The 25,032-nt window shown below is 70.3% G+C and carries 20 protein-coding genes; 4 read left to right on the forward strand and 16 right to left on the reverse strand.

Translation table 11 applies throughout. From position 1 onward, the window contains the following. Positions 1–35: 35 nt before the first annotated feature. The 4 genes from MNOD_RS32025 to MNOD_RS32040 all read right to left on the reverse strand — a co-directional run bounded on the left by MNOD_RS32025 (position 36) and on the right by MNOD_RS32040 (position 7,718). The gene (locus MNOD_RS32025) at positions 36–332 is read right to left on the reverse strand and encodes a BrnA antitoxin family protein (protein ID WP_015933103.1); all 297 of its coding nucleotides are present in this window, start codon (positions 330–332) and stop codon (positions 36–38) included. Next, the gene (locus MNOD_RS32030; RefSeq protein ID WP_015933104.1) at positions 310–603 is read right to left on the reverse strand and encodes a BrnT family toxin; all 294 of its coding nucleotides are present in this window, start codon (positions 601–603) and stop codon (positions 310–312) included. The genes MNOD_RS32025 and MNOD_RS32030 overlap by 23 nt, the downstream gene beginning before the upstream one ends. A gap of 621 nt (positions 604–1,224) precedes the next feature. After that, entirely contained in the window at positions 1,225–5,817 is a 4,593-nt protein-coding gene (locus tag MNOD_RS32035) for a translocation/assembly module TamB domain-containing protein (RefSeq protein WP_015933105.1), read from the reverse strand. Beyond that, a complete protein-coding gene (locus MNOD_RS32040; RefSeq protein WP_244424829.1) occupies positions 5,817–7,718 on the reverse strand; it encodes an autotransporter assembly complex protein TamA in 1,902 nt (633 codons plus the stop codon). Before MNOD_RS32040 ends, MNOD_RS32035 begins: the two co-directional genes overlap by 1 nt. Before the next feature lie 312 nt (positions 7,719–8,030). Between MNOD_RS32040 and MNOD_RS32045 the strand changes: the two genes are divergently transcribed. Then, entirely contained in the window at positions 8,031–8,927 is an 897-nt protein-coding gene (locus tag MNOD_RS32045; RefSeq protein WP_015933107.1) for a histone deacetylase family protein, read from the forward strand. Between the two features lie 86 nt (positions 8,928–9,013). Further along, positions 9,014–9,154: a hypothetical protein gene (locus tag MNOD_RS32050; RefSeq protein WP_015933108.1), complete on the forward strand. Its 141-nt coding sequence runs from the start codon at positions 9,014–9,016 to the stop codon at positions 9,152–9,154. A gap of 241 nt (positions 9,155–9,395) precedes the next feature. Here the strand turns inward: MNOD_RS32050 and MNOD_RS32055 are convergent, their stop codons facing one another. The 11 genes from MNOD_RS32055 to MNOD_RS32105 form a co-directional block, all read right to left on the reverse strand. Continuing rightward, a complete protein-coding gene (locus MNOD_RS32055) occupies positions 9,396–10,763 on the reverse strand; it encodes a leucyl aminopeptidase family protein (RefSeq protein WP_015933109.1) in 1,368 nt (455 codons plus the stop codon). A gap of 377 nt (positions 10,764–11,140) precedes the next feature. After that, complete coding sequence (locus MNOD_RS32060; protein ID WP_015933110.1) at positions 11,141–12,058, reverse strand: amino acid ABC transporter substrate-binding protein; 918 nt, start codon at positions 12,056–12,058, stop codon at positions 11,141–11,143. Positions 12,059–12,129: 71 nt separating this feature from the next. After that, positions 12,130–12,771 carry an RraA family protein gene (locus tag MNOD_RS32065; protein ID WP_015933111.1) on the reverse strand — a complete coding sequence of 214 codons (642 nt, stop codon included), beginning with the start codon at positions 12,769–12,771 and terminating at the stop codon, positions 12,130–12,132. 30 nt (positions 12,772–12,801) lie between these two features. After that, entirely contained in the window at positions 12,802–13,509 is a 708-nt protein-coding gene (locus MNOD_RS32070; protein ID WP_015933112.1) for an alpha/beta fold hydrolase, read from the reverse strand. Positions 13,510–13,625: 116 nt separating this feature from the next. Next, positions 13,626–14,477, reverse strand: coding sequence for an HTD2 family dehydratase (locus MNOD_RS32075; RefSeq protein WP_015933113.1), 852 nt, complete (start codon positions 14,475–14,477; stop codon positions 13,626–13,628). Further along, positions 14,477–15,613: a CaiB/BaiF CoA transferase family protein gene (locus tag MNOD_RS32080; RefSeq protein WP_015933114.1), complete on the reverse strand. Its 1,137-nt coding sequence runs from the start codon at positions 15,611–15,613 to the stop codon at positions 14,477–14,479. Before MNOD_RS32080 ends, MNOD_RS32075 begins: the two co-directional genes overlap by 1 nt. Further along, complete coding sequence (locus tag MNOD_RS32085; protein ID WP_015933115.1) at positions 15,613–16,776, reverse strand: acyl-CoA dehydrogenase family protein; 1,164 nt, start codon at positions 16,774–16,776, stop codon at positions 15,613–15,615. The genes MNOD_RS32080 and MNOD_RS32085 overlap by 1 nt, the downstream gene beginning before the upstream one ends. 72 nt (positions 16,777–16,848) lie before the next feature. Then, positions 16,849–18,336 carry an aldehyde dehydrogenase gene (locus tag MNOD_RS32090; protein ID WP_015933116.1) on the reverse strand — a complete coding sequence of 496 codons (1,488 nt, stop codon included), beginning with the start codon at positions 18,334–18,336 and terminating at the stop codon, positions 16,849–16,851. 17 nt (positions 18,337–18,353) lie between these two features. Next, complete coding sequence (locus MNOD_RS32095) at positions 18,354–18,950, reverse strand: thiamine pyrophosphate-dependent enzyme (protein ID WP_015933117.1); 597 nt, start codon at positions 18,948–18,950, stop codon at positions 18,354–18,356. Continuing rightward, on the reverse strand, positions 18,938–19,480 hold the full coding sequence (locus MNOD_RS32100) for a thiamine pyrophosphate-binding protein (protein WP_015933118.1): 543 nt from the start codon (positions 19,478–19,480) through the stop codon (positions 18,938–18,940). Before MNOD_RS32100 ends, MNOD_RS32095 begins: the two co-directional genes overlap by 13 nt. Positions 19,481–19,656: 176 nt before the next feature. Then, positions 19,657–20,982 carry an MFS family transporter gene (locus tag MNOD_RS32105; RefSeq protein WP_050783446.1) on the reverse strand — a complete coding sequence of 442 codons (1,326 nt, stop codon included), beginning with the start codon at positions 20,980–20,982 and terminating at the stop codon, positions 19,657–19,659. 524 nt (positions 20,983–21,506) lie between these two features. Here MNOD_RS32105 and MNOD_RS32110 point away from each other — a divergent pair. After that, on the forward strand, positions 21,507–22,466 hold the full coding sequence (locus tag MNOD_RS32110) for a LysR family transcriptional regulator (protein ID WP_015933120.1): 960 nt from the start codon (positions 21,507–21,509) through the stop codon (positions 22,464–22,466). Between the two features lie 114 nt (positions 22,467–22,580). Here the strand turns inward: MNOD_RS32110 and MNOD_RS32115 are convergent, their stop codons facing one another. Then, positions 22,581–23,843 carry a glycosyltransferase gene (locus MNOD_RS32115; protein ID WP_043749813.1) on the reverse strand — a complete coding sequence of 421 codons (1,263 nt, stop codon included), beginning with the start codon at positions 23,841–23,843 and terminating at the stop codon, positions 22,581–22,583. Between the two features lie 379 nt (positions 23,844–24,222). Here MNOD_RS32115 and MNOD_RS32120 point away from each other — a divergent pair, with 379 nt between their 5' ends. After that, positions 24,223–25,023, forward strand: coding sequence for a tetratricopeptide repeat protein (locus MNOD_RS32120; protein WP_015933122.1), 801 nt, complete (start codon positions 24,223–24,225; stop codon positions 25,021–25,023). The last annotated feature ends 9 nt before the right edge of the window (positions 25,024–25,032 follow it).

Consider the following 25,032-nt stretch of genomic DNA (forward strand, 5'->3'; position numbering starts at 1 on the left):
CCGGCGGGGGGCGCTCTGGTCGGTGTCGTTAGCGGTTAAGCTTTCTTGGCTTGCTGGGCTTCCATGTAGCGCCGCAGGACGGCGTTCATGCGGGTCTGATAGCCCCGGCCGCCGCGCTTGAAGAAGTCCACCACGTCCCGATCGAAGCTCGCGTGGATCGAGGTCTTGCCGGGCGGCAGGCCTACGGTCGCCTCAGCCCAATGGGCTTCGTCCGTGGCCGGGTTGTCCTCGTCCTCGGCGGCGATGCGTTCGATCTCGTCCTCGGACATAGCGCGGAGTGCCGCCCAATCCGTGCGGCCGGTCGTGGCCTTAGCTGGTTTGCTGCTTGGCATGGTACGTCCTCCTTTCTTTCCGGCTCGCAACGCGGGCCGAAATAATCCGGTGCTTGGGCGGGCGCATGGTGAACGTGATATTCAAGATCACTCCATGAAATTCAACCAGCATGTTGAACCGTTGTTCGCCATAGTCCCGTCTTTTGTCTTCGGTCACAAGGGAGAAGCGCCCATCAAAAGCGTCATCAAGGTCCGCAAAGTCGATCTTACGATCTTGGATGTTCTTATCGTTTTTGGGGTCGTCCCAAACCGTGCGCTCATTCTCTCCCATGGCTCAAATGTACATAATTATGTACATAAGCGCAAAGGAAATCCGACATAGCGATGAGTGGGGGGCGCAGCTCGGCCCTGCCGAGCGGATGTGGCATGTTCCACGTCAGGCGCGAGCCACAGCGTAAGACAAGCTGTAAGCCATTGACCTTTAAGTAAAAATATGGTGCTCGCGAGCAAGTGCTGAGCACGAAATTTTACGCCAAGCAAAATCAAACCATTCGAAAGTAATAAATTCAAAAATATACCTGGATATATCTTCTAACTTGGTTGCAAGCTTCATTTACGATCTCCTGAAAGCGGCTGCCATGGCCTTGTGGAACGCGCTATTTTAGCGCAAAATCACTTTTAAAGCAAAGCGCTAGACGAAATTTTCGCCTGTATTCTGGCATCCACAACAGATGACAGCCTACCACCCCTGGCCGCCGTTCACCGGACGACGGCAGGTTTCGGGGCGGCTATTGATGGGCGCAGCCCAAAGCAGGAGCGGAGAGCCGGATCGGCCACGCGGTAGCGTGGACGAGGACCGGCAGGGTTGCAGGATTGAGCGCCTGCCCCTCTCCCGCACGGGAAAGGGGTTCTCCGCGTAGACTCGTCTCGAAAAGCTCAACCGGAGGCCGGATCAATACTCCCATTCCGCCCCGACGCCGATGGCGGTGCGGCCGTCGGCGCCGGCCTCCCCCTGCACCTTGATGCGGCCGGTCACGTCGTAGGTGATGGTGGCGGCGCTGTCCTCCGGGCGGGTGCCGGCCCGGGCGCCGACCGAGAGCCTGTCGCCGAGCGCCCGCGACAGCCCGACCGCCGCGCCGCCCTTCGCCCCGGCCTGGACGTCGAGGCTGTCGAGGCCGAGGCCCTTGCGGGCGCTCTCGAACACGTCGGGGCCGCCCGCGCCTCCCGAAAGCTGCGCCACGCCCTGCGCCAGTTGCAGGGCCTGGAAGGGCGAGAGCCCGCCCGAGGCCTTCTTGAACAGGAGGCGCGACAGCACCTCGTCCTGCGGCAGGGGCGGCTCGGAATTGAGCACGAAGGCCGGTCGGTCCGCCGGACCGTTGACGGCGATGCGGGCCGTCACGTCGCCGGCCTGGGTCTGGGCCTCGAAGTCGAGGTCCGGCGCCGTGAGGTCGCCCGCGAAGCTGACGCGGCCGCGGTTGAAGTCGAGGCGCTGGCCGACGATCTGGATCCGGCCGCGGCGCATCGCGAAGCCTCCCTGCGCCACCGGAGCCCGCGAGCTGCCGGTGAGCCGCAGCGCCCCGCCGAGCTCGGCATCGACGCCCCGACCGCGCACCACGATCCGGCCCGGGGCGTTCACCGTGATGTCGAGGGTGGCGTCGAAGGGCGCCGCCTTGCGTCCGGCCTTGGCCTGCTGCCGCGTCCGGGCGGCGAGCCGCCGGCGATCGGCCTCCGGCACGTTGACGTGCCGGATCCCCGGCAGGGGCTGGACGGTCGCGGGCAGGCGGTCGGGGATGCCGACCTCCAGCGAGACCACGTCCACCCGGCCGCTGATCCGGGGTGTGCGCGCGAGGGGGCCCGAGAGCGCGAGGTCGAGGCCCGTCACGGCGGTCATCAGCGGGCTCGACACCAGCTCGGCCCGGTCCGCCCGGATGGTCAGCGACCCCGGGAACCCTTGCGCGGGCGCCACCGCGACCCGTCCCTCCGCCCGCAGCGTCCCGCCGTTGCGGGTCGCGGCGGTGAGGCGTTCGATCACCAGCGTGTCGCCCCGGCCGCTGACCCGGCCCTGGATGTCGGTGAGGCGGATGCCCTGGAGCGGGTCGGTGAAGCTGCCGCCGGCAAGCGTCGCGCTGCCGCCGACCCGGGGCGCCGCCACGGGGCCGGTCACCTCTCCGTCGAGGGTGATGCGGCCGGACAGGCGCTGGCCGGAGGTGGCAAGCAGCGTGTTGGCGAGCGCCGCATCGAGGCTGCCGCGGGCCGAGAGCGCGAGCGCGCCGCCGGTCTCCACCGGCACCGAGCCGCCCAGGGTGAGCTGCATCCCGCGCCCCGCCGTGATCGTGCCGTCGAGGCCGGCCCGCCCGTCGCGGATCGGGCCCTGAACGCGCGCGTCGATGGGCGGCAGGCCGGCCGAGCGGGTCTCGGGCGTCACCAGGCGTGCGACCCGCAGGCTGTAGCGCCCCTCCGGGCTCGCCCGGGGCCCGGCGAGCGCCGCCTCTCCGTCGAGGGTCCCGGCGAGCGAGAGGCGCGGATCGGCGAGCCGCGCCAGCGAGAGCGGCACCCCCGCGAGGGCGAGCCGCAGGTCGAGCCGCGAGCCCAGGCGCCCGTCGAGGCTCGCGCGGCCCGGCCCCGCCGCGACGGCGAGGCGCTCCACCACGAGGTCCTGCCCATCGAGGGCGAGGGTCGCGGGTCCCGCCAGCGCGAGGCGGTCGGCGCCGCGCACGGCCGCGAACCGGGCGAGGTCGAGCCGGGGCTTCGCGCCCGCCACCAGCCGCCCGGCGCCGTCGAGGGAAAAACCCCGGGCGCGGGCCTGCAGGGTCAGGTCGCTCGCATCCCCGGCGGGCACGGCCTCGAAGCGGAGGCTGTCGATGGTCTCGCCCGCGGCCAGGAGCCGGTCGGCATTGAGCCGGCCCTGGAGGCGGGGCGCGGCGGCGAGGTCGGAGCCAGCGAGATCGGCGTCGAGCCGCGCCAGCGCGAGGCCGGCGCCGCGCAGGCCCTCTCCGGTCGCCCGGATCCGCGCGCCCTGCTTGCCCTCCCGCCGGTCGAGCGCGATGGCGGCGTCGAGCCGGCCGGCGAGCCGCGTGAGGGCCAGCGCCGAGAGGTCGTCGAGGTTGCCCGCCTGCAGTGACAGGTCGGCCTCGGCGAGGCCGCTCTCCGCCGCGATCGCGGCGCTGCCCTGCAGCGCCACCGAGCCGAGCCCGAAGGCCAGCCGGTCGAGGACCCAGTCGCCGCGCCGGCGGGCGAGGTGGGCCTCGCCGGTGAGGGACTTGCCGTCGACCCGGCCGGCGAGGCTTAAGGTGCCATTGAGATGCCCGGTCACGTCGCGCAGCATCGCCTCGGCTGCGAGGTCGCGCAGGGGGCGGCCGAGGGCCTTGGCGTCGGGCGCGGCGAGCGCGAGCGCGAGGTCCGGGCGCTCCAGGGAGCCCGTGAGGGTGGCGGTCAGGCCCGCGCGCCCGGCGAGGTCGGGATCGAGGGTGGCGAGATCCGACAGGTCGAGGCGTGCGGAGAGATCGGCCTGGGCCAGGGTGGCGCGGCCCTGCGCGCTCCCGGTCACGGCCGTGCCGGTGAAGCGGGCGCGCTCCACCGCGTAGCCGTCCGGCAGGCGGGTCAGCCGCCCGGTAAAGCGCGGCGTGGGGCCGAGCGTGCGGTCGAGGGCGGGGGTGCCGAGGGCGAGGCGTTCGCCCGCCGCCTCGACCTCGGCCGAGACGCCGGTCCGGGTGGGATCGCCGGCGAGCAGTGCCGAGGCGGTGAGGCGCCCGGCCAGAGGCCGGCCCGCCAGGAGCGAGAAGGCCGAGAGGTCCCGCAGCTCCGCCCGCAGGGTGCCGGCCACCTCGCTGCGGCCGAGGCGGCCGGCATAGCGCAGGCCCGCCTGCGGCGCCTCGAGGGTGAGCTCGGAGAGATCGGCGACGCCGTCCGGGCGGAGTTCTCCGCGTAAGGTGAAGCGCGCTTGCGCCCCGATGGCGCGCCGCAGGGCCGGATCGGCGAGGTGCAGCCCCTCGACCGCCGCATCGGCGGCGAGGCGGAAGGGCTGGCCCTCAGGGGCCCCCTGGCCCCCCGGGGTTTTCGGCAGCGGCTCGGCCGAGAGGTCGGCGCTGATCCGGGCGAGCCGGCTGTCGGCGGTGCGCAGGCCCGCCGCCCGCAGCCGCCCCTGCATTCGGGGCGCGGCGAGGGGGCCGGTGATGCTGCCGTCGAAGGTGAGCGCCTCGATCTCGCCCGCGCCCGCGCGGGTGACGCCGCCCTCGGTCGGCAGGGCCCGGGCCGCGACCGTCAGGTCGAGGGTCCGGGCCGCGTCGAGGCCGCCCGCGAGGGTGAGCCGCGCCGTGCGCGAGGTCAGGTCGAAGCGTTCGAACCGGTAGGAGCCGTCGTCGCCGAAGCGCAGCGATCCGTCGAGGCGGGTCGTGCCGGCGAAGACCGCCGCAGCGGGGCCCGGCACGAGGCCCTCGATCCGCGAGGCGAGATCGAGGCTCATGCGCCGCTCCCGCGCCACCCGGTCGATGCGCGCCTTGCCCTCGGCGCCGATATCGTCGCCAGCCCGGAAGGCGAGGCTCGCCGCGAAGGCGTCGAGGGGGCCGCGCCCGTCGAGGTCGAGGGTGACGGGCGGCAGGCCCGGCAGGTTCGCGGCCCGCGCGACGAGGCCGCCCTCGGGCTCGTCATGGGCGAGCTTCAGCTCCAGCCGCTGCCCCTCCGGCACGTAGGCGAGCTTGAGCGTGGCATTGCCCGGCCGGTCGAGCCGGCGGATGCCGAGGGACAGGTCGAGCCCCTCGCTCGGATCGCCGAGCTTGGCCTGGCCTGCGCCCGCGAGCCGCGCCGCCTGCCCCAGCACCGCCTCGCCGAGGGCGAGTTCGTCGAGGGCGAAGGCCTTCACCTCGACCTTGACCGGAAGCTCGGGCAGGATCGGGTCGTCCGTCGACGTGGTCGCGACCGGATTGGGGAGGGGCCGGCGGAGCAGTTCCAGACGTCCGATCTCCAGCCGGTCGATCTCGAGCCGCCGGGAGAGGAGAGCGGTGCGCCGCCAGATCAGCCGGGCGCGGTCGAGGCGCAGCCAGACCCCCTCGCGATCCGCGATCGACACGTCGCGGATGGTGGCATCGGAGGAGAGGGCGCCGTCGACGGCGCCGATCGAGACCCGCGAGGCCGGCGTCGACAGCGCCCGCGAGAGCAGGCTGCCGAGCATTGTGGTCTCGCCCTCCGCCGCGACGCTCGCGGCGGTGTGGCCGAGCCAGACGAGGCCGAACAGGAGGAGGGCGAGCGCCGCCGCGGCCTGGGCGGCGCGGCTCCGGCTCAGCCGCGGGCAGCGCGGGAACCCCTCTCCCGTGCGGGAGAGGGGCAGGCGATCGAAGATCGCGCGTGAGGGCCCCGGACCCTCCCGCCATGAATCACTAAGCGTTGTGCTGACAGCGGCACGGTTCAGTTTTCTTGCGGACGCCTGAGGTCCCTCACCCCTGCCCCTCTCCCGCACGGGAGAGGGGTTCTCGGCGCTGCCCGCGGCTGAGCCGGCGGTGTGGATGGCCTTGCCAGGGAAGGCCGCCCGTTCCTTCACGCCGTCCGTCATCAGAAGGCCTGCCCGATGCTGATGTAGAGGGCGACCGGCGGCTGCTTGAGCGCCTTGTCGGGGTTCAGCGGCACCGCGAGGTCGACCCGGATCGGGCCGAAGCCGGTGTAGTAGCGAAGCCCCAGGCCGGCCGCGTAGCGGATGGGCTCGTCGAAATCCGGCAGGCTCGACGCGAAGGCGGTGCCGGCATCGAGGAACGGCACGATGCCGATCGTGTCCGTGATCTTGATGCGCGCCTCGACCGAGCCTTCGAGGAGCGAGCGCCCGCCGATCGGCAGCTGGAACGGGCCGATCGGCCCGACCGTGCGGTAGGCATAGCCGCGGATCGACCCGCCGCCGCCCGCAAAGAAGCGGAGGGACGCCGGAATCTCGGCGAGGCCCGCCCCGCTGATCGAGCCGAAGCCGAGCCGGGCGGCGAGGATGGTGTTCGCGTCCTCGTCGAGGGCGTAGTAGGTCGAGCCCTGCGCCTTGGCGACGAAGAGGCCCGGATCCGAGCCGAGGAAGCTCGGATAGGGGGTGGCCGAGGCGGTGAGGCGGATGCCCCTGGTCGGATCGAGCGGATTGTCGGTCGAATCGTAGGAGACCGAGACGGGCAGGCCGATCAGGCGGTAATCCACCCGGCCCAGCACGTCGCGCGCATAGCCGACCTGCCCCTCGATGCCGGCCTGCACCGAGAACGTGTCGCTGAAGCGGTGGCGGAGCGCGACGGTGCCGCCGGCCGCGTCGCTGAGATAGGATTGCTGCACCTCGCGGCCGATGAAGGCCCCGGCCAGGAGGTCGTTGCGGGTCCCGAACAGGGCGGGCTTCACGAAGGTCGCGGCAAGCCGCCCGCCGAGCCCGTTGGTCTCGATGCCCGCGAGCTTGCGGCGGCGCGCGTAATAATCCTGGCCGAGGCCCAGATAGGAGAGATCCGCGTCGATGCGCAGGGACTCGCCGCCGCCGAACAGGTTGCGGTTCGCCCAGTAGCCTCTGACACCGGGCCCATCGACCGTGGAGTAGCGGGCCGAGACGCCGAGCAGGTTCGGCGCCCGCTCGGTGATGTCGACGAAGACCGGCAGCCTGCCGTCCGGATCGAGCGCCTCTCCCTCGCGCACCCGCACGCCGCCCAGCGCCTCGACCCGCGTGACCGAGCGGCGGATGCCCGCGATCGCCTCGGGCGAGTAGGGATCGCCCGGCTCGGCGTAGATGAAGGAGCGCACCACCGCCGGGTCGAGGCTGCTCGTGCCGCGCACCGCCACGGCGCCGAGCGCCGCCTTCGGTCCGGGATCGACCGTGAAGGCCACGTCCATGGCGCGGTCGGCATGGTCCACGACGGGCTCGCGCCGCACCACCTTGGCGAAGGGATGGCCCTGCGCCCGGAGCTGGTCGATGATTCGCGCCTCGCGGGCGAGCACAGTGGCGGAGCGGGCCGGCTCGTCGTCGCCGACCCGGGTGAGGCGGGCCGGGAGGTCAAGGGGCCGGCCGGAGGCGTCCCGCACGGCGATGCGGCGCAGACGGTAGAGCGGTCCCTGCTCGACGCTGATGCGGACCGCCACAAGGCGCCGGTTGCGGGTCGCCTCGGCGGCGCGCACGGCCGCCCGCGCGGCGGCGTCGCCGCCCAGCACGACATCCTCGATGCGGAATGCGACCGTCCCGGAATAATAGCCGTAGCCCCACAGCGCATCGACGAGCCGGGTGGCGTCGGCCTCGGCCCGGCGCAGCAGGCCCTCGCCGTCCGGCGGCGGCTCGCCCCGCAGGCGGTAGAGAGTGGAGGCGTCCTGGAGGGCGGACAGGAGGTCGTCATCCTCGACGCCCTGGAGGCGCACCGCATAGGGCAGGGCGTCCGGGCGCGGCGCCGGGGGCGCCTCCTCGCGGCCGAACAGGCCGAACAGATCGAAGGCGCGCGCCTCCGGCACGCCCATCAAGCAGGCGACGAGCGCGAGCGCCCCCGGCCTGCTCCTCACCCCAAGGCAGCGCGCTGCCCGCGCGCTCTGCGCCATCCGTCTCTTGCCCGGCATGCCCCCGGCTGCCCGTTACTCCCGCCTTCCCTTAGGTCGGCCTCCTGCCGCTAGGGTCGGCGAGGTTCGTGTTCAAACCGTGTCCACGCCGGAGCGCAGCGTGTGTCACATTGGGAGGAAACGTGGCCGCAACTCAACCCCGGAATGGGGGCCTTGCGGCGTGCGGTCGCGCTTCGGGTGTGGAGCGCGTGCCCATATCGGTCCGGAGGAGATCCCATGCTGCCGGTCGTGTTCCATCCGGCCTATGAGGCCGGACTGCCGGACGGCCATCGCTTCCCGATGCGCAAATACGGGCGGCTCGCCGAGATCCTGGTCGAGCGCGGGCTGGTGCCGAACGGCTTCGCGCGGCCGGAGCCGGCCGGTGCCGGCACCGTGGCGCTCGCCCATGACCCTTTTTATGTCGAGCAGGTGCTGACCGGCACCGTTCCGCGCGCGATCGAGACGGCGATCGGCCTGCCCGTCGATGCGGGCGTGGCACGGCGCGCCCTCGCCTCGGCGGGCGGCACGCTGCTCGCCGCCCGCCTCGCGCTGGCGGGCGGGCTCGCGGGCAGCACCGCCGGGGGCAGCCATCACGGGCGGCGGGCCCGGGGCGGAGGATTCTGCGTCTTCAACGACGTGGCGGTGGCGGCGCTGGCGCTCCACCGGGAGGGCACGATCCGCCGCGCGCTGATCATCGATCTCGACGTGCACCAGGGCGACGGCACCGCGGATTGCCTCGCGGCCGAGCCCGACCTCTTCACCTTCTCGATGCACGGCGAGAAGAACTATCCGGCCGACAAGGTGCCGGGCGACCTCGATATCGGCCTGCCGGACGGGCTCGACGACGACGGCTATCTGGCGGTGCTGCATCAGCACGTGCCGCGCCTCCTCGACGCGCTCGCGCCCGATCTCGTCTTCTACAATGCCGGCGTCGACCCGCACCGCGACGACCGCCTCGGGCGCCTCGCGCTCACCGATGCGGGCCTCGCCGCCCGCGACCGCCACGTGATCGGCGAGACGCGCCGCCGCGGCATCCCGCTCGCCGCGGTGATCGGCGGCGGCTACGCGGCGGATATCGACGCGTTGGCCGCGCGCCACGCCCTGGTCTTCGAGGCGATGGCGCAATGGGTCTGACGCCGTAGGGGGCGGAACGGCTGAGCCTGTCCCTCGTTGAGACGACAGACAGGGCGCCCGGCGCCCGCCAGCCGAAGGGGATCCCCATGAGCTTGATCGGCCGCATCGTGACCAAGATCCTGGGCAACGACGACCCAAACGCCCGCCCCGGCGACCGTCACGACTACCGCAACCAGGATTCGAGCACGCTCGTCGGCCGGATCGTCACCAAGATCCTGCGCCGCTGACGGCGCGCGGGATCCCCTCTCCCGGATGGGAGAGGGGTAGGCGATCGAAGATCGCGCGTGAGGGTGGAGACGGTTCAGCAATCGGAGCCGCTTCGCGGCACGTCCTTGTGCTGGTTCCCGGATCTCCTTCCGCTGGCGCTGCAGTCGTCCGGGAAAGGGGCGGGAAGGGGCGGAGCAGAGCTCTGCGCCCCCTTAAGCAAAGCCGACATCCGCTTGGCAAAGCAAGCCATCGGATTTTGGATCAGATGTAGCGCCGCTTCAGCAATTCGTAGACGAGCCGCGCGGTCTGCACCTCGCCGCCCTCCGGCCGTCCGGGCTTGGTGCTCGGGTTCCAGCCGTAGAGGTCGAGATGGGCATGGGCCTTCGCCGCCGGCGCGAAGCGGCGCAGGAACAGGGCGGCCGAGACCGCCCCCGCGAAGGGGCCGCTCGAGACGTGGTTGAGGTCGGCGACCTTCGAGTCGAGGAGGCTCGCATAGGGCGCCCACAGGGGCATGCGCCAGACCGGATCGTTCACGGCGCGGCCCGCCTCCGCCATCGCGGCGGCGAGGGCGTCGTCCTCCGTGAACAGGGCCGGAAGGTCCGGGCCGAGCGCCACCCGGGCGGCGCCCGTCAGCGTCGCGAAATCGATGAGCAGGTCCGGGCTCTCCTCGTCGGCGAGCGCGAGCGCATCGGCCAGGATGAGGCGCCCCTCCGCATCGGTGTTGCCGATCTCGACCGTCAGGCCCCGCCGGCTCCGCAGCACGTCGCCGGGCCGGAAGGCGCTGCCCGAGATCGCGTTCTCGACCGCGGGCACGAGGACCCGCAGGCGTACCGCCAAGCCCGCTCCCATCACCATCTCGGCGGCGGCGAGCGCCGCGGCGGCGCCCGCCATGTCCTTCTTCATCAGGAGCATCGCGGCGGAGGGCTTGATGTCGAGGCCGCCGGTGTCGAAGGCGACCCCCTTGCCGACGAGCGTCACCCTGGGGGCGGCGGTGTCGCCCCAGGTCAGGTCGATGAGGCGCGGCGCCCGGTCCGAAGCCCGGCCAACCGCGGCGATCATCGGGAAGTCGCGCTCCAGCGCCTCGCCCGAGACGACCGCGCAGGCGGCCCCGCAGCGCTCGGCCAGCGTCCGCACCGCGGTCTCGATCTCGGCCGGGCCGAGATCGTTGGCCGGCGTGTTGACGAGGTGGCGCCCGGCCGTCACCGCATCGCCGATGCGGCCGATCTCGGCCGGATCGACGCCGTCCGGCACGACCAGCCGGGCGGAGGGCGCCGGGCGGTCGCGGTAGCGGGTGAAGCGGTAGGCGGACAGCCGCCAAGCGAGGGCCGCCAGGGCGGGATCCGGCGGCGGGGCGGCGAAGCGGTAGAGGCCCTCGGGCAGGACGTCGGCGAGCTTGCCCACCGCGAAGGGATCGCCCTGCGGATCGATGCCGAACACCACCCCCGCGAGACCGCCCGCCGCGTCGGGCAGCAGGCCATGCGTGCCGGGCTTGCCCGCGAACCCCGTCGCCCGCGCGAAGGCGGCGGCCGGGGCGGGCAGGGTCTCGGCGAGGGCGGGCCAATCCTCGGCCGCAACGCACCAGATCGGGCAGGCGGAGGCGGCGTCGGCGGCGGGCAGAAGGACGGTCACGGGGCGTTCCGGGGCTCGAAGGGGTGGCGGCAGCTCGATCGCGAAGGCTGATGATCAGATATCATATGGCTTCCGGTTGATCTGCTCCGAGACGAGGACGCGCGGGGAGCCCCTCTCCCGAGTGGGAGAGGGGCAGGGGGTGAGGGTGCTACGCTTCAGAACAAAGCACTGAGCGTCGCGCTGACAGCGGCACGGCTCAGTCTTCTTGCTGAACCATCTGGGCCCTCACCCCTACCCCTCTCCCGCACGGGAGAGGGGATCCCGCGCTTCCCGCGCCCTCTCGTCTCGGAACGGATCAATCGGAAACCGTATGAGTTTCTATTCAGGCATGACGCGGGGCAGTAGCCCCGCGTCATGCCTGCTTGCCAGGCGCGCGCTCAGCTCTTGTAGCTTGCCGGATCGGGGCTGTCGGTCGGATGCTCGAAGGCCCGCCGGAGCTCCGCCGGCATCGGGAAGCGATAGTTGATGCCCTTGGGCGGGACCGGCGATTCGAACCATTTCTTGTAAATCGCGGCGATCTCGGGACTGCGGTAAAGATCGGCCGTGGCGCGGTCCACGACGGCCTTGAACGGCTCGTCGTTGCGCCGCAGCATGATCCCGTACGGCTCCGGCAGCGCGAAGGCATCCTCGCTGATCGTGTAGGCGGCGGGGTCCTTCGACAGGGCGATCAGGATGCTGAGCTGCACGTCGTCCATCACGAACGCGGCCGCCCGGTCGGTCTCCAGCAGCAGGAAGGCCTCGACGGTGTCCTTCGCCGCCTGGATCGTCAGGCCGAGCTTGCGCTCGCTGTTCACCTTGTTGATCTGGACGAGATTCGTCGATCCCGCCACCGAGACGACCGTCTTGCCCTTCAGGTCATCGATCTTGTTGATGTTCTGAGCTTTCTTCGACGCGAACCGGCTGGTCGTGACGAAATGCGCGTTGGTGAACGTCACCTGCTTCTGCCGCTCCGGATTGTTCGTCGTCGAGCCGCATTCGAGATCGATGGTCCCGTTCGTCATCAGCGGAATGCGCGTCGACGACGTCACCGGGTTCATCTCGACCTGAAGGGTCGGAGCATTGATCTCCTTCTTGATGGCATCGATGATCTTGTCACAGATGTCGATCGTGTAGCCGACGTATTTCTGATCATTGTCGATGTAGCTGAAGGGAGGGCCGCCGTCCCGGACGCCGAGCACGATCCGGTTGGAATCCTTGATCTTCTTCAGGGTGCCGGTCAGCTCGCCGGCTCCCGTGGGGGCTGCCGCGACGGGCATCGCGAGGGCCATTGCGAGAATCATGCCGAAAATGCGCATCGTCGCTCCTTTTCGCCGAGTGGCAGAGAGTTCAAGCGTCTTCACGTGCCGGTCTCAGGCAGCGAAATCGATTATTTGGACGTCTTGCCGTAGCGGCCGTCGTATCGGCCTTCCCGGATCATCCGCATGACCTCCGCCTCGCGGGCCTCCTGAGCCCGGACGGCATCGATCAGCCGGGGCGCGATCTCGGGAGAGAAGGTCACGACGCCATCGTCGTCCCCGACGACGATATCGCCGGGATGGACAATCCACCCGCCGATGCAGACCGGCACGTTGATCGCGCCCGGCCCCGTCTTGTAGGGGCCGCGATGGATCGCGGCCCGCGCGTAGCAGGGAAAGTCCGAGGCCGCGAAGGCCGCGGAGTCGCGGATGGCGCCGTCGATGACGAAGCCCGCCACGCCGCTTCTCTCCGCGATGGCCTTCATGATGTCGCCCACCAGGGCGCGGCTGGTGTCGCCGCCGCCATCGACCACGATCACTTCGCTGGGACGGGCGAGGTTGAGCGCCTGATGGATGGCGAGGTTGTCGCCGGCCCGGACGCGGACCGTCAGAGCGCTGCCGAGGAGCGCGCCCGAGCGGTGAAAGGCGCGCAGGCCGACCAGGCCCGGCAAACGGTCGAGATTGTCGCTGATCGTGGCGGTCGCGACACCGCGGAACATCGCCAGCACCGCGGGATCGACCAGCGGAGCGAGCGGGTGGGGGGTATCGGCCATCGCGTGATCCTCTTGTTGTCGGACAATACTCTAGCTCGCCTCGAACCACTCCCGCAGCAGGGCGCTCGTCTCGTCGGGCCGTTCGAGCGGGGGCAGGTGACCGCAGGCGCTGAACACGTGCAGGCGCGAGCCGGCGATGCCCGCATGGATCTCGCGGGCATCGTCGACCGGCGTCAGCACGTCGTTCTCGCCCACCGCCACCAGGGTCGGAACCGTGATCCGCGACAGGGTCGGCCGGCTGTCGGGGCGGTCGAGGATCGCCTGCTGCTGGCGCAGGAACGCCTCGCCTCCCACCCGCTCCGCCATCGCCTTCACGGCGGTGCCGACCGGCCCCTGCACGTGGGAGGCGTGGACGAGCTGCGGCAGCAGCCGGTTCGTGACGCCCGCGAAGCGCCCGACCCTGAGCGAAGCCATCCCCTTGCGGCGCTCGGCCGCCCGCTCGGGGCTGTCGGGCGCCGCGCAGGTGTCGAGGAGCGCCACCCGCGCGACCCGCTCGGGCGCCTGGCGCAGGATCTCGAAGGCCACGTAGCCGCCCATGGACAAGGCCACCAGGGCGAAATGCGGCGGCGCCGCCGCCAAGGTCCGCCGCGCCATATCCGCGATGGTATTGTCCAGGGTCAGGTCGGCCACCGCGGCGGCGGCGAGGTCCGCCAGCGCCGTGATCTGGGCGCGCCAGAGAACCGCATCGTTGAGAAGCCCCGGCAGGAACAGCAGCGGAACGGAGCTGGCGAAGGTCATGGCGGGCTTCATTCTTCCGGTGATCGCTGTCGATCATCGCAGCAACCCGGACGTAGCGTCAGGGGGCGCATCGAGTGGAAAAGACATCGCTGCCGGACCGGCTCCGGCAGGCTCCCTCACGTCCACGCCGCCTGCGCGGCCATCGCGACGGGGCCGCCTTCATGGGCGGTCCACAGCTTCAGCCCGTCGCCGTCCTCCTCGGCGTGCAGGACGATCGGCTCGCCGTTGAACAGGGTGGACAGGCTGCGGAACGAGAACCGGGACGGCGGGGCGCTGCGCAGCCGGGCGGCGAAGCCGAGAAGCAGCGTCGCCTGGAGCGGCCCGTGCACGACGAGCCCGCGATACCCCTCCACCTCCATGGCGTAGCGGCGATCGTAGTGGATGCGGTGGCTGTTGAAGGTGAGGGCCGAGTAGCGGAACAGCAGCGGCTCGGACGCACTCAGGGTCTCGCTCCACCGGCCCTGCGGCGCAGGGAAGGGAGCCTTGGCGGCACCGCCCGCGTCGAGGCCGCGATAGACGATGTCCTGCTGCTCCTCCAGCACCGTCTCCCCGTTGCCCTCGATCCGATTCTCGACTGCAACGAAGAGAAGCGGCCCGGTGCGGCCCTCCTTGAGCGTCACGTCGGCGATGCGCGAGACGCGCCGCACGGCATCCCCGACGCGCAGGTCGCCCTGGAAGGCGAGGGTGCTGCCGGCAAACATGCGCCGGGGCAGGGGCACTGGCGGCAGGAAGCCGCCCCGGGCCGGGTGGCCGTCCGGCCCCAGCCCCGCGGTCGGCACCGCAGCTTGCGTCAGGCCGTAATGGATCAGCCGGGGCACCGCCTCGCGCGCCCGGGGCGCGGGGCCGGCGAGATCGAGCGTGCCGTGGAACCGTTCGGCCAGGATCGGTGTGACCACGTCCTCCGCCGTTTCCTCGCGCCCGATCCAGGAGCGCAGATGCGCGAGATCGAGGGATTCGGGCCGGGCCATCACGCATCCTCCTGCGGGGCCGCAGCGGCGGCCGCCCGGCTGCCGCCGAGCGCCGGGACGGGACCATAGGTGCGGGGCGGCCCGTCGACGATCGGCGCCGGGGCCGGGTAGGAGACCGGGCCCGCCGGGGTCTCGACCGTGATGCGCCGCAGGTGCGGATGGCCCGAGAGGCCGGCCATGTCGTTGACCGAGGCGAAGGCCACGTCGGCCCGCAACAGGCGCTCCTCGGCCCCACTTGCGTCGAGCGCCGCGAAGGCCGCCGCCACCAGCCCGTCTGTCTCAGCCCGATTCGCCACCCGGGCGACGTTCGTCGCGAAGCGCGGATCGCGCGCGAGCGTCGGATCGCGCAGGAACTCGGCGGCGAACTTGGCCCATTCCCGATCGCTCTGGATCGAGATCAGGATCGGCTTGCCCTCGCGGGTCCGAAACACCCCGTAGGGCGCGATGGAGGGATGGGCGAGGCCGATGCGCTTCGGCGAACGGCCGCCCTCGTGATGGAGGAGCGGCACCGTCAGCCAGTCCGCCATCACGTCGAACATCGAGATGCTGATCGCCGCGCCCCGGCCGCTGATCGACCGCCCGATCAGCGCCTCCAGGATCGCCGCATGGGCGGTCGCCCCGGTGGCGATGTCGACGAGCGAGATGCCGACCCGCGCCGGCTCCTCCGGCCCGCCGGTGATCGAGGACAGGCCCGACTCGGCCTGAATCAGCAGGTCGTAGGCCTTGCGCTCGGCCAGGGGGCCGGACTCGCCGTAGCCGTTGATCGAGCAGGCGATCAGGCGGGGATGCTCGCGGCGCAAGGACTCGATCCCGAAGCCGAGTCGGTCGAGCGCGCCCGGCTTCAGATTCTGGACCAGCACGTCCGCCGTGCCGAGCAGGTCGCGCAAGCTCTGCTTGCCGGTCTCGCTCGCGAGGTCGAGGACCAGGCTCTCCTTGCCGCGGTTGAGCCAGACGAAGTAGCTGCTCTGCTGGCCGGCCACGACGTCGTCGTAGCCGCGGGCGAAATCGCCCTCCGGCCGCTCGATCTTGATCACCCGGGCGCCGGCATCGGCGAGGCGGGCGGTGCAGAACGGCGCCGCGACCGCCTGCTCGATGGCGACGACGACGAGCCCTTCGAGGGGAAGCCCGGTACCCATCAGAACGACCTCGGCAGGCCGAGGATGTGCTCGGCGACGTAGGACAGGATCAGGTTCGTGGAGATCGGCGCGACCTGGTAGAGACGCGTCTCGCGGAACTTGCGCTCGACGTCGTACTCGCAGGCGAAGCCGAAGCCGCCGTGGAACTGGATGCAGGCGTTCGCCGCCTCCCACGACGCCTTGGCGGCGAGATACTTGGCCATGTTGGCCTGGGCGCCGCAGGGCTGGTGCGCGTCGTAGAGACGGCAGGCCTCGTAGCGCATCAGGTTGGCCGCCTCGACCTCGATGAAGCTCTCGGCGATCGGGAACTGCACGCCCTGGTTCTGGCCGATCGGCCGGCCGAAGACTTTGCGCTCCTTGGCGTAGGCCGAGACCTTGTCGATGAACCAGTAGCCGTCGCCGATGCACTCGGCCGCGATCAGCGTGCGCTCGGCGTTAAGCCCGGTGAGGATGTACTTGAAGCCCTGGCCCTCCTCGCCGATCAGGTTCTCGGCCGGGATCTCCAGGTCGTCGAAGAACAGCTCGTTGGTCTCGTGGTTGACCATGTTGAGGATCGGGCGGACCGTCATGCCCTTCTTCTGCGCCTCGTGCAGGTCGACGAGGAAGATCGACATGCCCTCGGATTTCTTCCTGACCTGGTCGAGCGGCGTGGTGCGGGCGAGCAGGATCATCAGGTCGGAGTGCTGGATGCGCGAGATCCAGACCTTCTGGCCGTTGATGACGTAGCGGTCGCCCTTGCGCAATGCGGTGGTCTTGATCCGGGTGGTGTCGGTGCCGGCGGTCGGCTCGGTCACGCCCATCGATTGCAGGCGCAGCTCGCCGGCGGCGATCCGCGGCAGGTATTTTTGGCGCTGCTCCTCCGAGCCGTGCCGGACCAGCGTGTTCATGTTGTACATCTGCCCGTGGCAGGCGCCGGAATTGCCGCCCGAGCGGTTGATCTCCTCCATGATCACCGAGGCCTCGGTCAGCCCGAGCCCCGACCCGCCGTATTCCTCGGGGATGAGCGCGGCCATCCAGCCGGCCTTGGTCAGCGCGTCGACGAACGCCTCCGGGTAGCCGCGGGCCTCGTCGATCCGGCGGTGGTATTCCGGCGGAAACTCCGCACAGAGCGCCCGCACCGCGTCGCGGATGTCCTGATGCTGGCCGTGGTCGATCGTCTGCATGGCCGTTTCCCTGTCGTTTCGGGCTCTGGTTGGTCTCGAGTAGCGTCGCCCGCGGCGACGGAAAGGTGCGCGTCAGCGCATGACGAAGGGGTCGGGCGTCTCCTCGGCGAGGTTGATCCAGACGCTCTTGGTCTGGAGGTACTCGTCGATGGCCGAAAGCCCGTTCTCCCGGCCGATGCCGCTGCGCTTGTAGCCGCCGAAGGGCATCAGCACGCTCACCGCCCGGTAGGTGTTCACCCACACGGTGCCGGCGCGAAGCCGGTCCGACATCCGGATCGCCCGGCGCATGTCGGTGGTCCAGACGCCCGCCGCGAGCCCGTAGGGGCTGTCGTTGGCGATCGTCACCGCCTCCTCGTCATCGTCGAAGGGGATGATCGACAGCACGGGGCCGAACACCTCCTCGCAGGCGATGCGCATGGCGTTGGTCACCTCGCCGAAGATGGTCGGTTCGACGAACCAGCCGCGCGCCAGTTCGGGGGCGCTCGGCGTGCCGCCGCCGAGCAGGCAGCGGGCCCCTTCCTGCCGGGCGATGTCGATATAGTCGAGCACCTTCCGGCGCTGCGGCTCGGTGGTGATCGGGCCGACCTGGGTGGTGCGCTCCATCGGATCGCCGAGCCGGGCCTTCGCCGCGAAGGCGACGACCCGCCTGGAGACTTCCTCGCAGACCGAGCGCTGCACCAGCAGGCGCGAGCCGGCGATGCAGGTCTGGCCGGAGGCCGCGAAGATGCCTGAGATCGCGCCCTTGACCGCGTCGTCGAGCTTGGCATCGGCGAAGACGATGTTGGGCGACTTGCCGCCGAGTTCCAGCGTGACGTGCTTGATGCCCTTCGCGGCGCCCGCATAGACGGCGGCCCCGGTGGCGTCGCCGCCCGTGAAGGCGACCTTGGCGACGAGCGGATGGCCGACGAGGGTCGGGCCGACCTCGGCCCCGTAGCCCGTCACCGTGTTGATCACCCCGTCCGGGAAGCCGGCCTCGCGCACCAGCTCCATCAGCGCCAGTGTGGAGCAGGAGGTGAACTCGGAGGGCTTGACGACCACGGTGTTGCCGGCCGCGAGCGCGGGCGCGAGCTTCCAGGTCAGCAGCATCAGGGGCGAGTTCCACGGGGTGATCGCCACCACCACCCCGAGCGGCTCGCGCTTGGTATAGGTGAAGAGGTCGGGCTTGTCGCAGGGGACGACCCCGCCCTCGATCTTGTCGGCAAGCCCGCCGAAGTACCAGAACCATTCGGGGATGTAGCGCAGCTGCCCGGCCATCTCGGCGAAGAGCTTGCCGTTGTCGCGCACCTCGATCGCGGCGAGGCGCTCGGCGTCCCGGGCGATCAGGTCGCCGAGGCGGCGCAGGAGCTTGCCCCGCGCGGTCGGCGTCATGCTCGCCCAGGGCCCTTGCGTGAAGGCCCGGTGGGCCGCCGCGATGGCGGCCTCGGCATCGTCCGGGCCGCAAGCCGGCACCTCGGCCCAGTCCTCGCCCGTGTAGGGATTGGTGGAGGAGAGCCAGCGCCCGGTCGTGCTCGCGCAGGACCGGCCGTCGACGACGTTGTGGAAGCGCGCGAGCTCCGCCATGGTTTAAGTCTCCTGCCTCAGATCGGCGCGTGGCCGAGATGCGCCCGGAAGCGGTTCTTGATGTAGGAGCCGTCGCGCGGAGGCAGCACGCGGGGCGGGTTCTCAGGCTTGATCTTCACGGTGGCAAGGCCGAGGCCCGCATCCGCCCTCAGGCGGGTGCGCAGGGCGTCGATGCCGGCCATGTCGGTGACCTCGGCGGTCCAGGGGAAGCCGCAGGCCGCCGCGACCCGGTCGAGGCCGATGCCGCGCCCGGCATGGCTCTGCTGCATCCCGGTCTCGCCGAAATGCCCGTTGTCGAGCACCGCGATGGTCAGGTTCGCCGGCTTGCGCACCGCGATGGTGGCGAGCGATCCGAAGCCCATCAGCATCTCGCCGTCCCCGGTGACGACGAGCACCGGCCGGTCGGGCTTCGCGGTGGTGAGGCCAAGCCCCACCATCGCGGCCGAGCCCATCGCCGCCCAGAGATAATAGTTCCCGTCGTGGTCGCCCGCCGCCATCACGTCGTAGGAGGCCGAGCCGAGGCCCGTGACCACGAGGAGATCCGTCCGGTCCGCCAGCAGCCGCGCCACCACGTCCCGGCGATCGAGTCTTTCGCTCAAAGTCACTTCACCCACTGCTTCTCTCCGATCAGTCGCTGGCCAAGGAGGAGGGCGCAGGACGCGTCCCCGTTGAACGCCATGGTGGCGGCGCCGTGCAGGAGCGGCGCGACGTCCTTGGGCTCGTCGGCGCGCCAGGTCATCACGCCCATCAGGTTGAGCGCCCGCTCGGTCGCCTGGCCCATCGGGTTCTGCCAGCCGTTGAACTCCGCCCAGTCGCCCCGCATGGTGACCACCATCAGCAGCGGGAAGCGGGCGCAGACCTGCAGCGCCAGGGTGTTGATGCAGTTGCCGACGCCGCTCGACTGCATCAGGAGCGCGCCGCGCTCGCCGCCGAGCCATGCCCCGGCAAGGTAGCCGATCCCTTCTTCCTCGGTGGTCAGGACCACCGAGTGGATCGTCTCGTCGGCTTCCGCCAGCCGGATCGCCGTCGCGTGACCTGCATCCGGCACGTAGACCACGTGCCTGACACCTGCCTCCTTCAGCACCCGGAAGACATCGGCCTGCCAATCGATCGCAGGACTTGTCTCTTCATTGCGTGCAAGCATGGATCGTTTCTCTCCTGATCGCCCGGATATCCTGTTGTGTTAGGCGAATGCCCCGGCCGGAACGATTATCGATTGGCTCGATGAGATATGCCGGCCGGTTATAGCTTGCCGCTGGAGCCGTGCCCGTTTCCGTTGAAACGGGCACGGCTCCTAAGTCTTTGATATTTCGCGCTCCCTTACGCCGAACCGGTATCCACTTCGGCGGGGAGCGCTTTGGCGCGGCGGGCCGGATCCCGGCGGAAGCCGGTATTGCCCTTGATGGTGCCGGACCCGTCGAGGTAGCCGTGACGGGTGAGTTCGGGCATCGCCACGGAGGCCACGAAGGCGAAAGCCGCCAGCACCGCCACGTAGACGTAGAACCAGGATTCGGCGCCGTTGGAGCGCAGGAACAGCGCCACGTACTCGGCGGTGCCGCCGAACATCGCGTTGGCGATGGCGTAGGGGAAGCCGACGCCGAGCGCCCGCACGCTCGCCGGGTAGAGGTCGGCCTTCACGAGGCCGGAGACCGGCGTGTAGAAGGCCGCGATGGCGAGCCCCGCGATCACCAGCCCCGTGGCGGCGACCGGGTCGGTGACGCTTCTGATCAGGGTCAGGATCGGGACGACGAACAGCGCGGCGAGCCCGGTGAAGAGCAGCATGTGGATCTTCACGCCGAGCCGGTCGGACAGGAGGCCGAAGACCGGCTGCATCAGCATGAAGCTGACGAGCGACACCGTCATCACGATGCTGACCGTCTCGGGCTTCATGCCCGCCGACACCACCAGGAATTTCTGCATGTAGGTGGTGAAGGTGTAGAAGTAGAGCGAGCCGCCGGCCGTGAAGGCGAGGACGAGCAGCACGGCCCGCTTGTGCGCCAGGAGCCCCTTCAGCGAGCCCGCCTCCTTGCGGTGCATGGCCTTCTCGCTGCCAGTCTCGGTCATGGTGCGGCGGAGATAGAACACCACCACGGCGCTGAGCGCCCCGATGATGAAGGGGATGCGCCAGCCCCAGGCCCGCAGCTCGTCGAGGGTGAGCAGGTGCTGCAGGGCCGTCACGGTCGAGAGCGCGAGGAACTGCCCGGCCACGATGGTGAAATACTGGAAGGATCCGTAGAAGCCGCGCCGTCCCTTTGTCGCGATCTCGCTGATGTAGGTGGCACCGGTGCCGTATTCCGCCCCGACGGAGAGGCCCTGGAACATCCGCGCCATCACCAGGAGGATCGGGGCGGCGATGCCGATCGCCTGGTAGGTCGGCAGGATCGCGATGAGGAGCGAGCCGGCCGACATCATCATCACGGAGATGACCATCGCGATCTTGCGGCCGCGGGTGTCGGCGATCCAGCCGAACAGCCAGCCGCCGATCGGCCGCATGAAGAACCCGACCGCGAAAACGCCGGCGGTGGCGAGAAGCTGGCTGGTCTGATCGCCCTTCGGGAAGAAGGCTCCCGCGAAGTAGATCGAGGCGTAGGCGTAGACGAAGAAATCGTACCACTCGACGAGGTTGCCCGCGCAGGCTCCGAGCATGGCCCGGACACGCTCTCTGCCGCGCCGCCGTACCTGCAATGAAAGTCCTCCCGGATATGAAGGCGCAAGCGGTTCCGACATGGTTTCTCCCTCTCGGTCGTGATGCGTGCCGCGGCCCTCCGACCTGGCGGAGACGGCACGGCCGGTCCCATGCCGGCGCGCTCGCGCCTGCTCAGGCTTTTCTGTTCGGGACGATTTGCGTGCGGAAAAGCCCGCGATCAGACATCGGCTCGTTACGGCGCGCCTCTGGGCCGCGCCGGAGCAGGATCGATCGCCCTTTAAGGGAAATGACTGGTGCCGGCCATGATGCGCTTCCTCGTTATTTGAGCGGCGCATTCGGTCGGCGCCACAATTCTTCTCAATTTGTTCGACGGTACAGGCTTTCCGGACGAACGTGCTCTCGCGGCTTCGGCCTATCAGCTATAAGGGGATTGTATGGCAGCGCCTTGCGAAGGGCCGCTGCGGCAGGCTGTCTGGCGGGCCGGCAAGGCCCCAAGCGGCGCATCCGGGGGTCGGGACTTCGCATGGACCTCACGCAGCTCAAGACCCTGATCCACGTGGCGGAACTCGGAAGCCTCAGCAGGGCCGCCGACCGCCTGCACGTCGCCCAGCCCGCCCTCAGCCGGCAGGTGCGGCAGCTGGAGGAGGAACTCGGCGTCGTGCTGTTCGATCGGCACGGCCGCGGCATGGTGATTACGGAGATCGGCCGCGAGATCCTGGATCACGCCACGCGGGTCATGATCGAGCTCGACGCGATCCGCGCGGTCGCGTCTGGCGGCCGCTCGTCGTATCGCGGTCTCGTCCGCATCGGAACGACCCCGACCGTCGCGGAGATCGTCACGGTTCCGCTCGTCACCCGGATCCAGCAGGAGCATCCCAAGCTTCAGGTGCGCTTCCTTTCGGCCTTCAGCGGGCATCTGCTCGACTGGCTGCAGCGTGACGAGCTCGAACTCGCCGTATCCTACGATCCGAAATCCACCCGGTCGTTGCGCATCGTCCCGGTGATGATGGAGACCCTGCTGCTCGTGAGGGCGGCCGGGAATGGCTTGAGCCTCGGCCGGCCGGTGCCCTTCAGATCGCTTGCTGCGGAGAAACTCGTTCTGCCGAGCCCTCGCCACGGGTTGCGGATCCTCGTCGAGGAATGCGCCCGCCAAGCCGATGTGGCTCTGCAGACGAGCGTCGAGGCGGATGCCTTCGGGGCCATGATCGACCTCGTGCGCACCGGCTTCGGTTCGACGATCCTGCCGCTTGCGCCCATCTACGCTGCCGTCGAGCGGGGCGAGCTGTGCGTCGCGCCCATCGTCGACCCGACGCCCGCCCGCAGGCTGGTCCTGGCCTATCCGGCGGATCGTCCTGTGACGCCGGCAGCGCGCTTCGTCGGCCAAGCCTTCGTCGAGATCGCCGCGGACTTGGTCGATCGGAAGATCTGGATCGGCCACATGGTCGAGCCGTCGGCCGCGCCATCGGGCAGCGGCTTCCGGTGAGCGCCGGTGCGCAGGAACTCGCCGGCCGATGACCCTCCGCCAGCTTCGCTCCTTCGACGGTCCCCGGATCTTGATACGGCAGGGCATCGGCACGCCCGACTGGTCGGCGCGGTATCACGCAAGCATGCGTTCGACCGCATCGCAGGCGGTCTCGATGCCGTTCTCGCGGGCGATTCTTGCTCGGGCTTCAGCACAGGCCGCCGTGACACTCTCCGAGGTGAGCAGGCGCCCCAGCACGCGGCCAGCCCGCCTCCGCGTGAAACGGCGGCGACTCAGCGCGGCGCCAACGCCCAAACGGGCGACCCGCCGTGCCTCGTCCGCATGGTTGAACGCGACAGGGACGATCAGCTGTGGGCATCCCGCCGCCAGGGCCTGGGCCACCGTCCCGATGCCACCGTGATGAACCAGTGCCGCGCAACGGGGCAGCAGCTGGCTCAGAGGTGCGTATGGCGCGTGATAGATCCCGTCCGGCAGGTCGGACGGGATCTGCTCGACCCTGGACGTCAGCAGGATGCCACGCATTCCCAGTTGCCGACAGATGCCGACGGCTGTCCTGAAAAACCCGTGGGCCAAGCCCATGGCCGAGCCGTAAGTGAAGACCAGGGGAGGCGCACCGGCCTCCAGGAAGGCGGTGAGATCGGGCGCGAGGCGGTCCGTGTCGCCATAGAGATCGGCAAACGGAAAGCCGACCTGCACCAGCTGCACTGGCCAGTCGGGCTGAGGCGAGGCGTACCAGCCGGGCGTCGCCAGCAGAATTCGTTGCGGGCTGTGCCACCAGTGCCGCAGCCGTTTGACCGGCGGGAGGCTGAGACTCTGGCGGAACGCGTTCAGGCGCGGGAGCACGGCCGGCCCAATCACGAAGTCGTCGGCGCCGCGCCCGAGCCAATGGCGCCAGCGCGCGGGCAGCAGCTCGGGCAGCGGCAGCCCCGGGAGTCGCGGCGGGGCCAACCGGCTCTCGATGAGCATCGGCATGAGGTGGAGCGTGACGAGCGAGAGGCCGAGCCGATCCTGCGCCACGCGCGCGCCGAGGGCGAGCGTCGAGGCGACGACGACGTCCACGCCGGGCCGGCAATTCTCTTCCAGCCATCGATAGGTCGGCTCGGCAGCCCGTGCGACGACGGCGAACAAGGACCGGGCGCCGCGGATCGGATGCCAGAGTGACGCCGCATTGACGGCATCATCGAAGTCGCCGTGCGTTCCGAGCGGGTGACAGGTCAAGCCGGCGCGGGCTGCGAGCGGGCCGAAGGGGGCGGGCGCAGCAAGGCTGACGGGGACCCCGCGCTTGGTGAGTGCGGCCCCGAGAGCGATGACGGGCAGGATGTCGCCGTGCGTTCCCACCGCCACGAGGTACACGCATCCGTCGCCTCGAACCGTCATCGCCGCGACCCATGACGCCTGCGCGCGCGTTCGAACCTATCCGAAGGTGAGCCAACGAGGCTCTGCGACGGGCATGCGGTGCTCGCCTGCCTGAGGAGCCTCATCGATGCGATCCTTAATATCATATGACGCCTGGTTCTATGCGTATCTATCTGGGCAAAATTCGTACATCGGCGATGTGTGGCGTATTATCAAAAGTTAATACCGGCATGGAGTGAAAAGGGCCAATGTTTCGTTCTCGTCTTTTCGCCAAGCCCTTGGTTTGGCATCGAAAATCAATGGCTCCTTGTTAACCGGCGGTTAGGGTTAACGCCCTATCACCGGCGGGCCGGCAGCGAGAAGGCCACCGGCTGATCACGCCCGGATGAGGAGCATCCCGATGGGTCCCGCCTTCGTCGTGTCGCGTTCCGGCCTCCAGCGCCTGCTGGCGGCGGGTGCGGTGGCGCTGCTCGTGTCGGGGTGCCTGTCGCGCTCGCCCGCGACAACGGGATCGATCGAGGCCGGCACCGGTGCGGCACCGGCCCGGCGGGACCTCGACCGGCTGGCCTCGCGCTACAACGGCAATCCGGGGGATGTCGGCAGCGCCATCGCGTATGCCAACGCGCTGCGGGCCACGGACCAGACGGCCCAGGCCGCCGCCGTCCTGCAGCAGGCGGCCCTGCGCAACCCCAGGAACCCGGCCGTGCTCGCGGCCTACGGCAAGACCCTCGCCGAGGCCGGCCGCTACGGCGAGGCGGCGGAGGTCCTCCAGAACGCGCATTCCCCGGCCAATCCCGACTGGCGCGTGCTCTCGGCCCAGGGCGCCGTCGCCGACCAGATGGGCGATCACGATCAGGCCCGGCGGTACTACGAGGCCGCGCTGAAGATCGTCCCGGGCGAGCCGAGCGTGCTGTCGAATCTCGGCCTCTCCTTTGCGCTCGCCAAGCGCCTCGGCGACGCCGAGCGGGTGCTGCGCCAAGCGGCGGCCGATCCGCGGGCGGATGCACGGGTGCGCCAGAACCTCGCGCTGGTGCTCGGGCTCTCGGGGCGCTCCGCCGAGGCCGAGGAGATCCTGCGCCGCGACCTCGGCAGCGCGGAGGCGGCGCAGAACGCCGCCGCCCTCCGGGCCTTCGTCTCCCAGCCGAATGCCTGGCAGGCGATCCGCTCGGCGGATGCCCGCAAGCGCAAGCCGGCGACCTGATCGGCCGCG

The sequence above is a fragment of the Methylobacterium nodulans ORS 2060 genome (assembly GCF_000022085.1).
Classification (GTDB): domain Bacteria; phylum Pseudomonadota; class Alphaproteobacteria; order Rhizobiales; family Beijerinckiaceae; genus Methylobacterium; species Methylobacterium nodulans.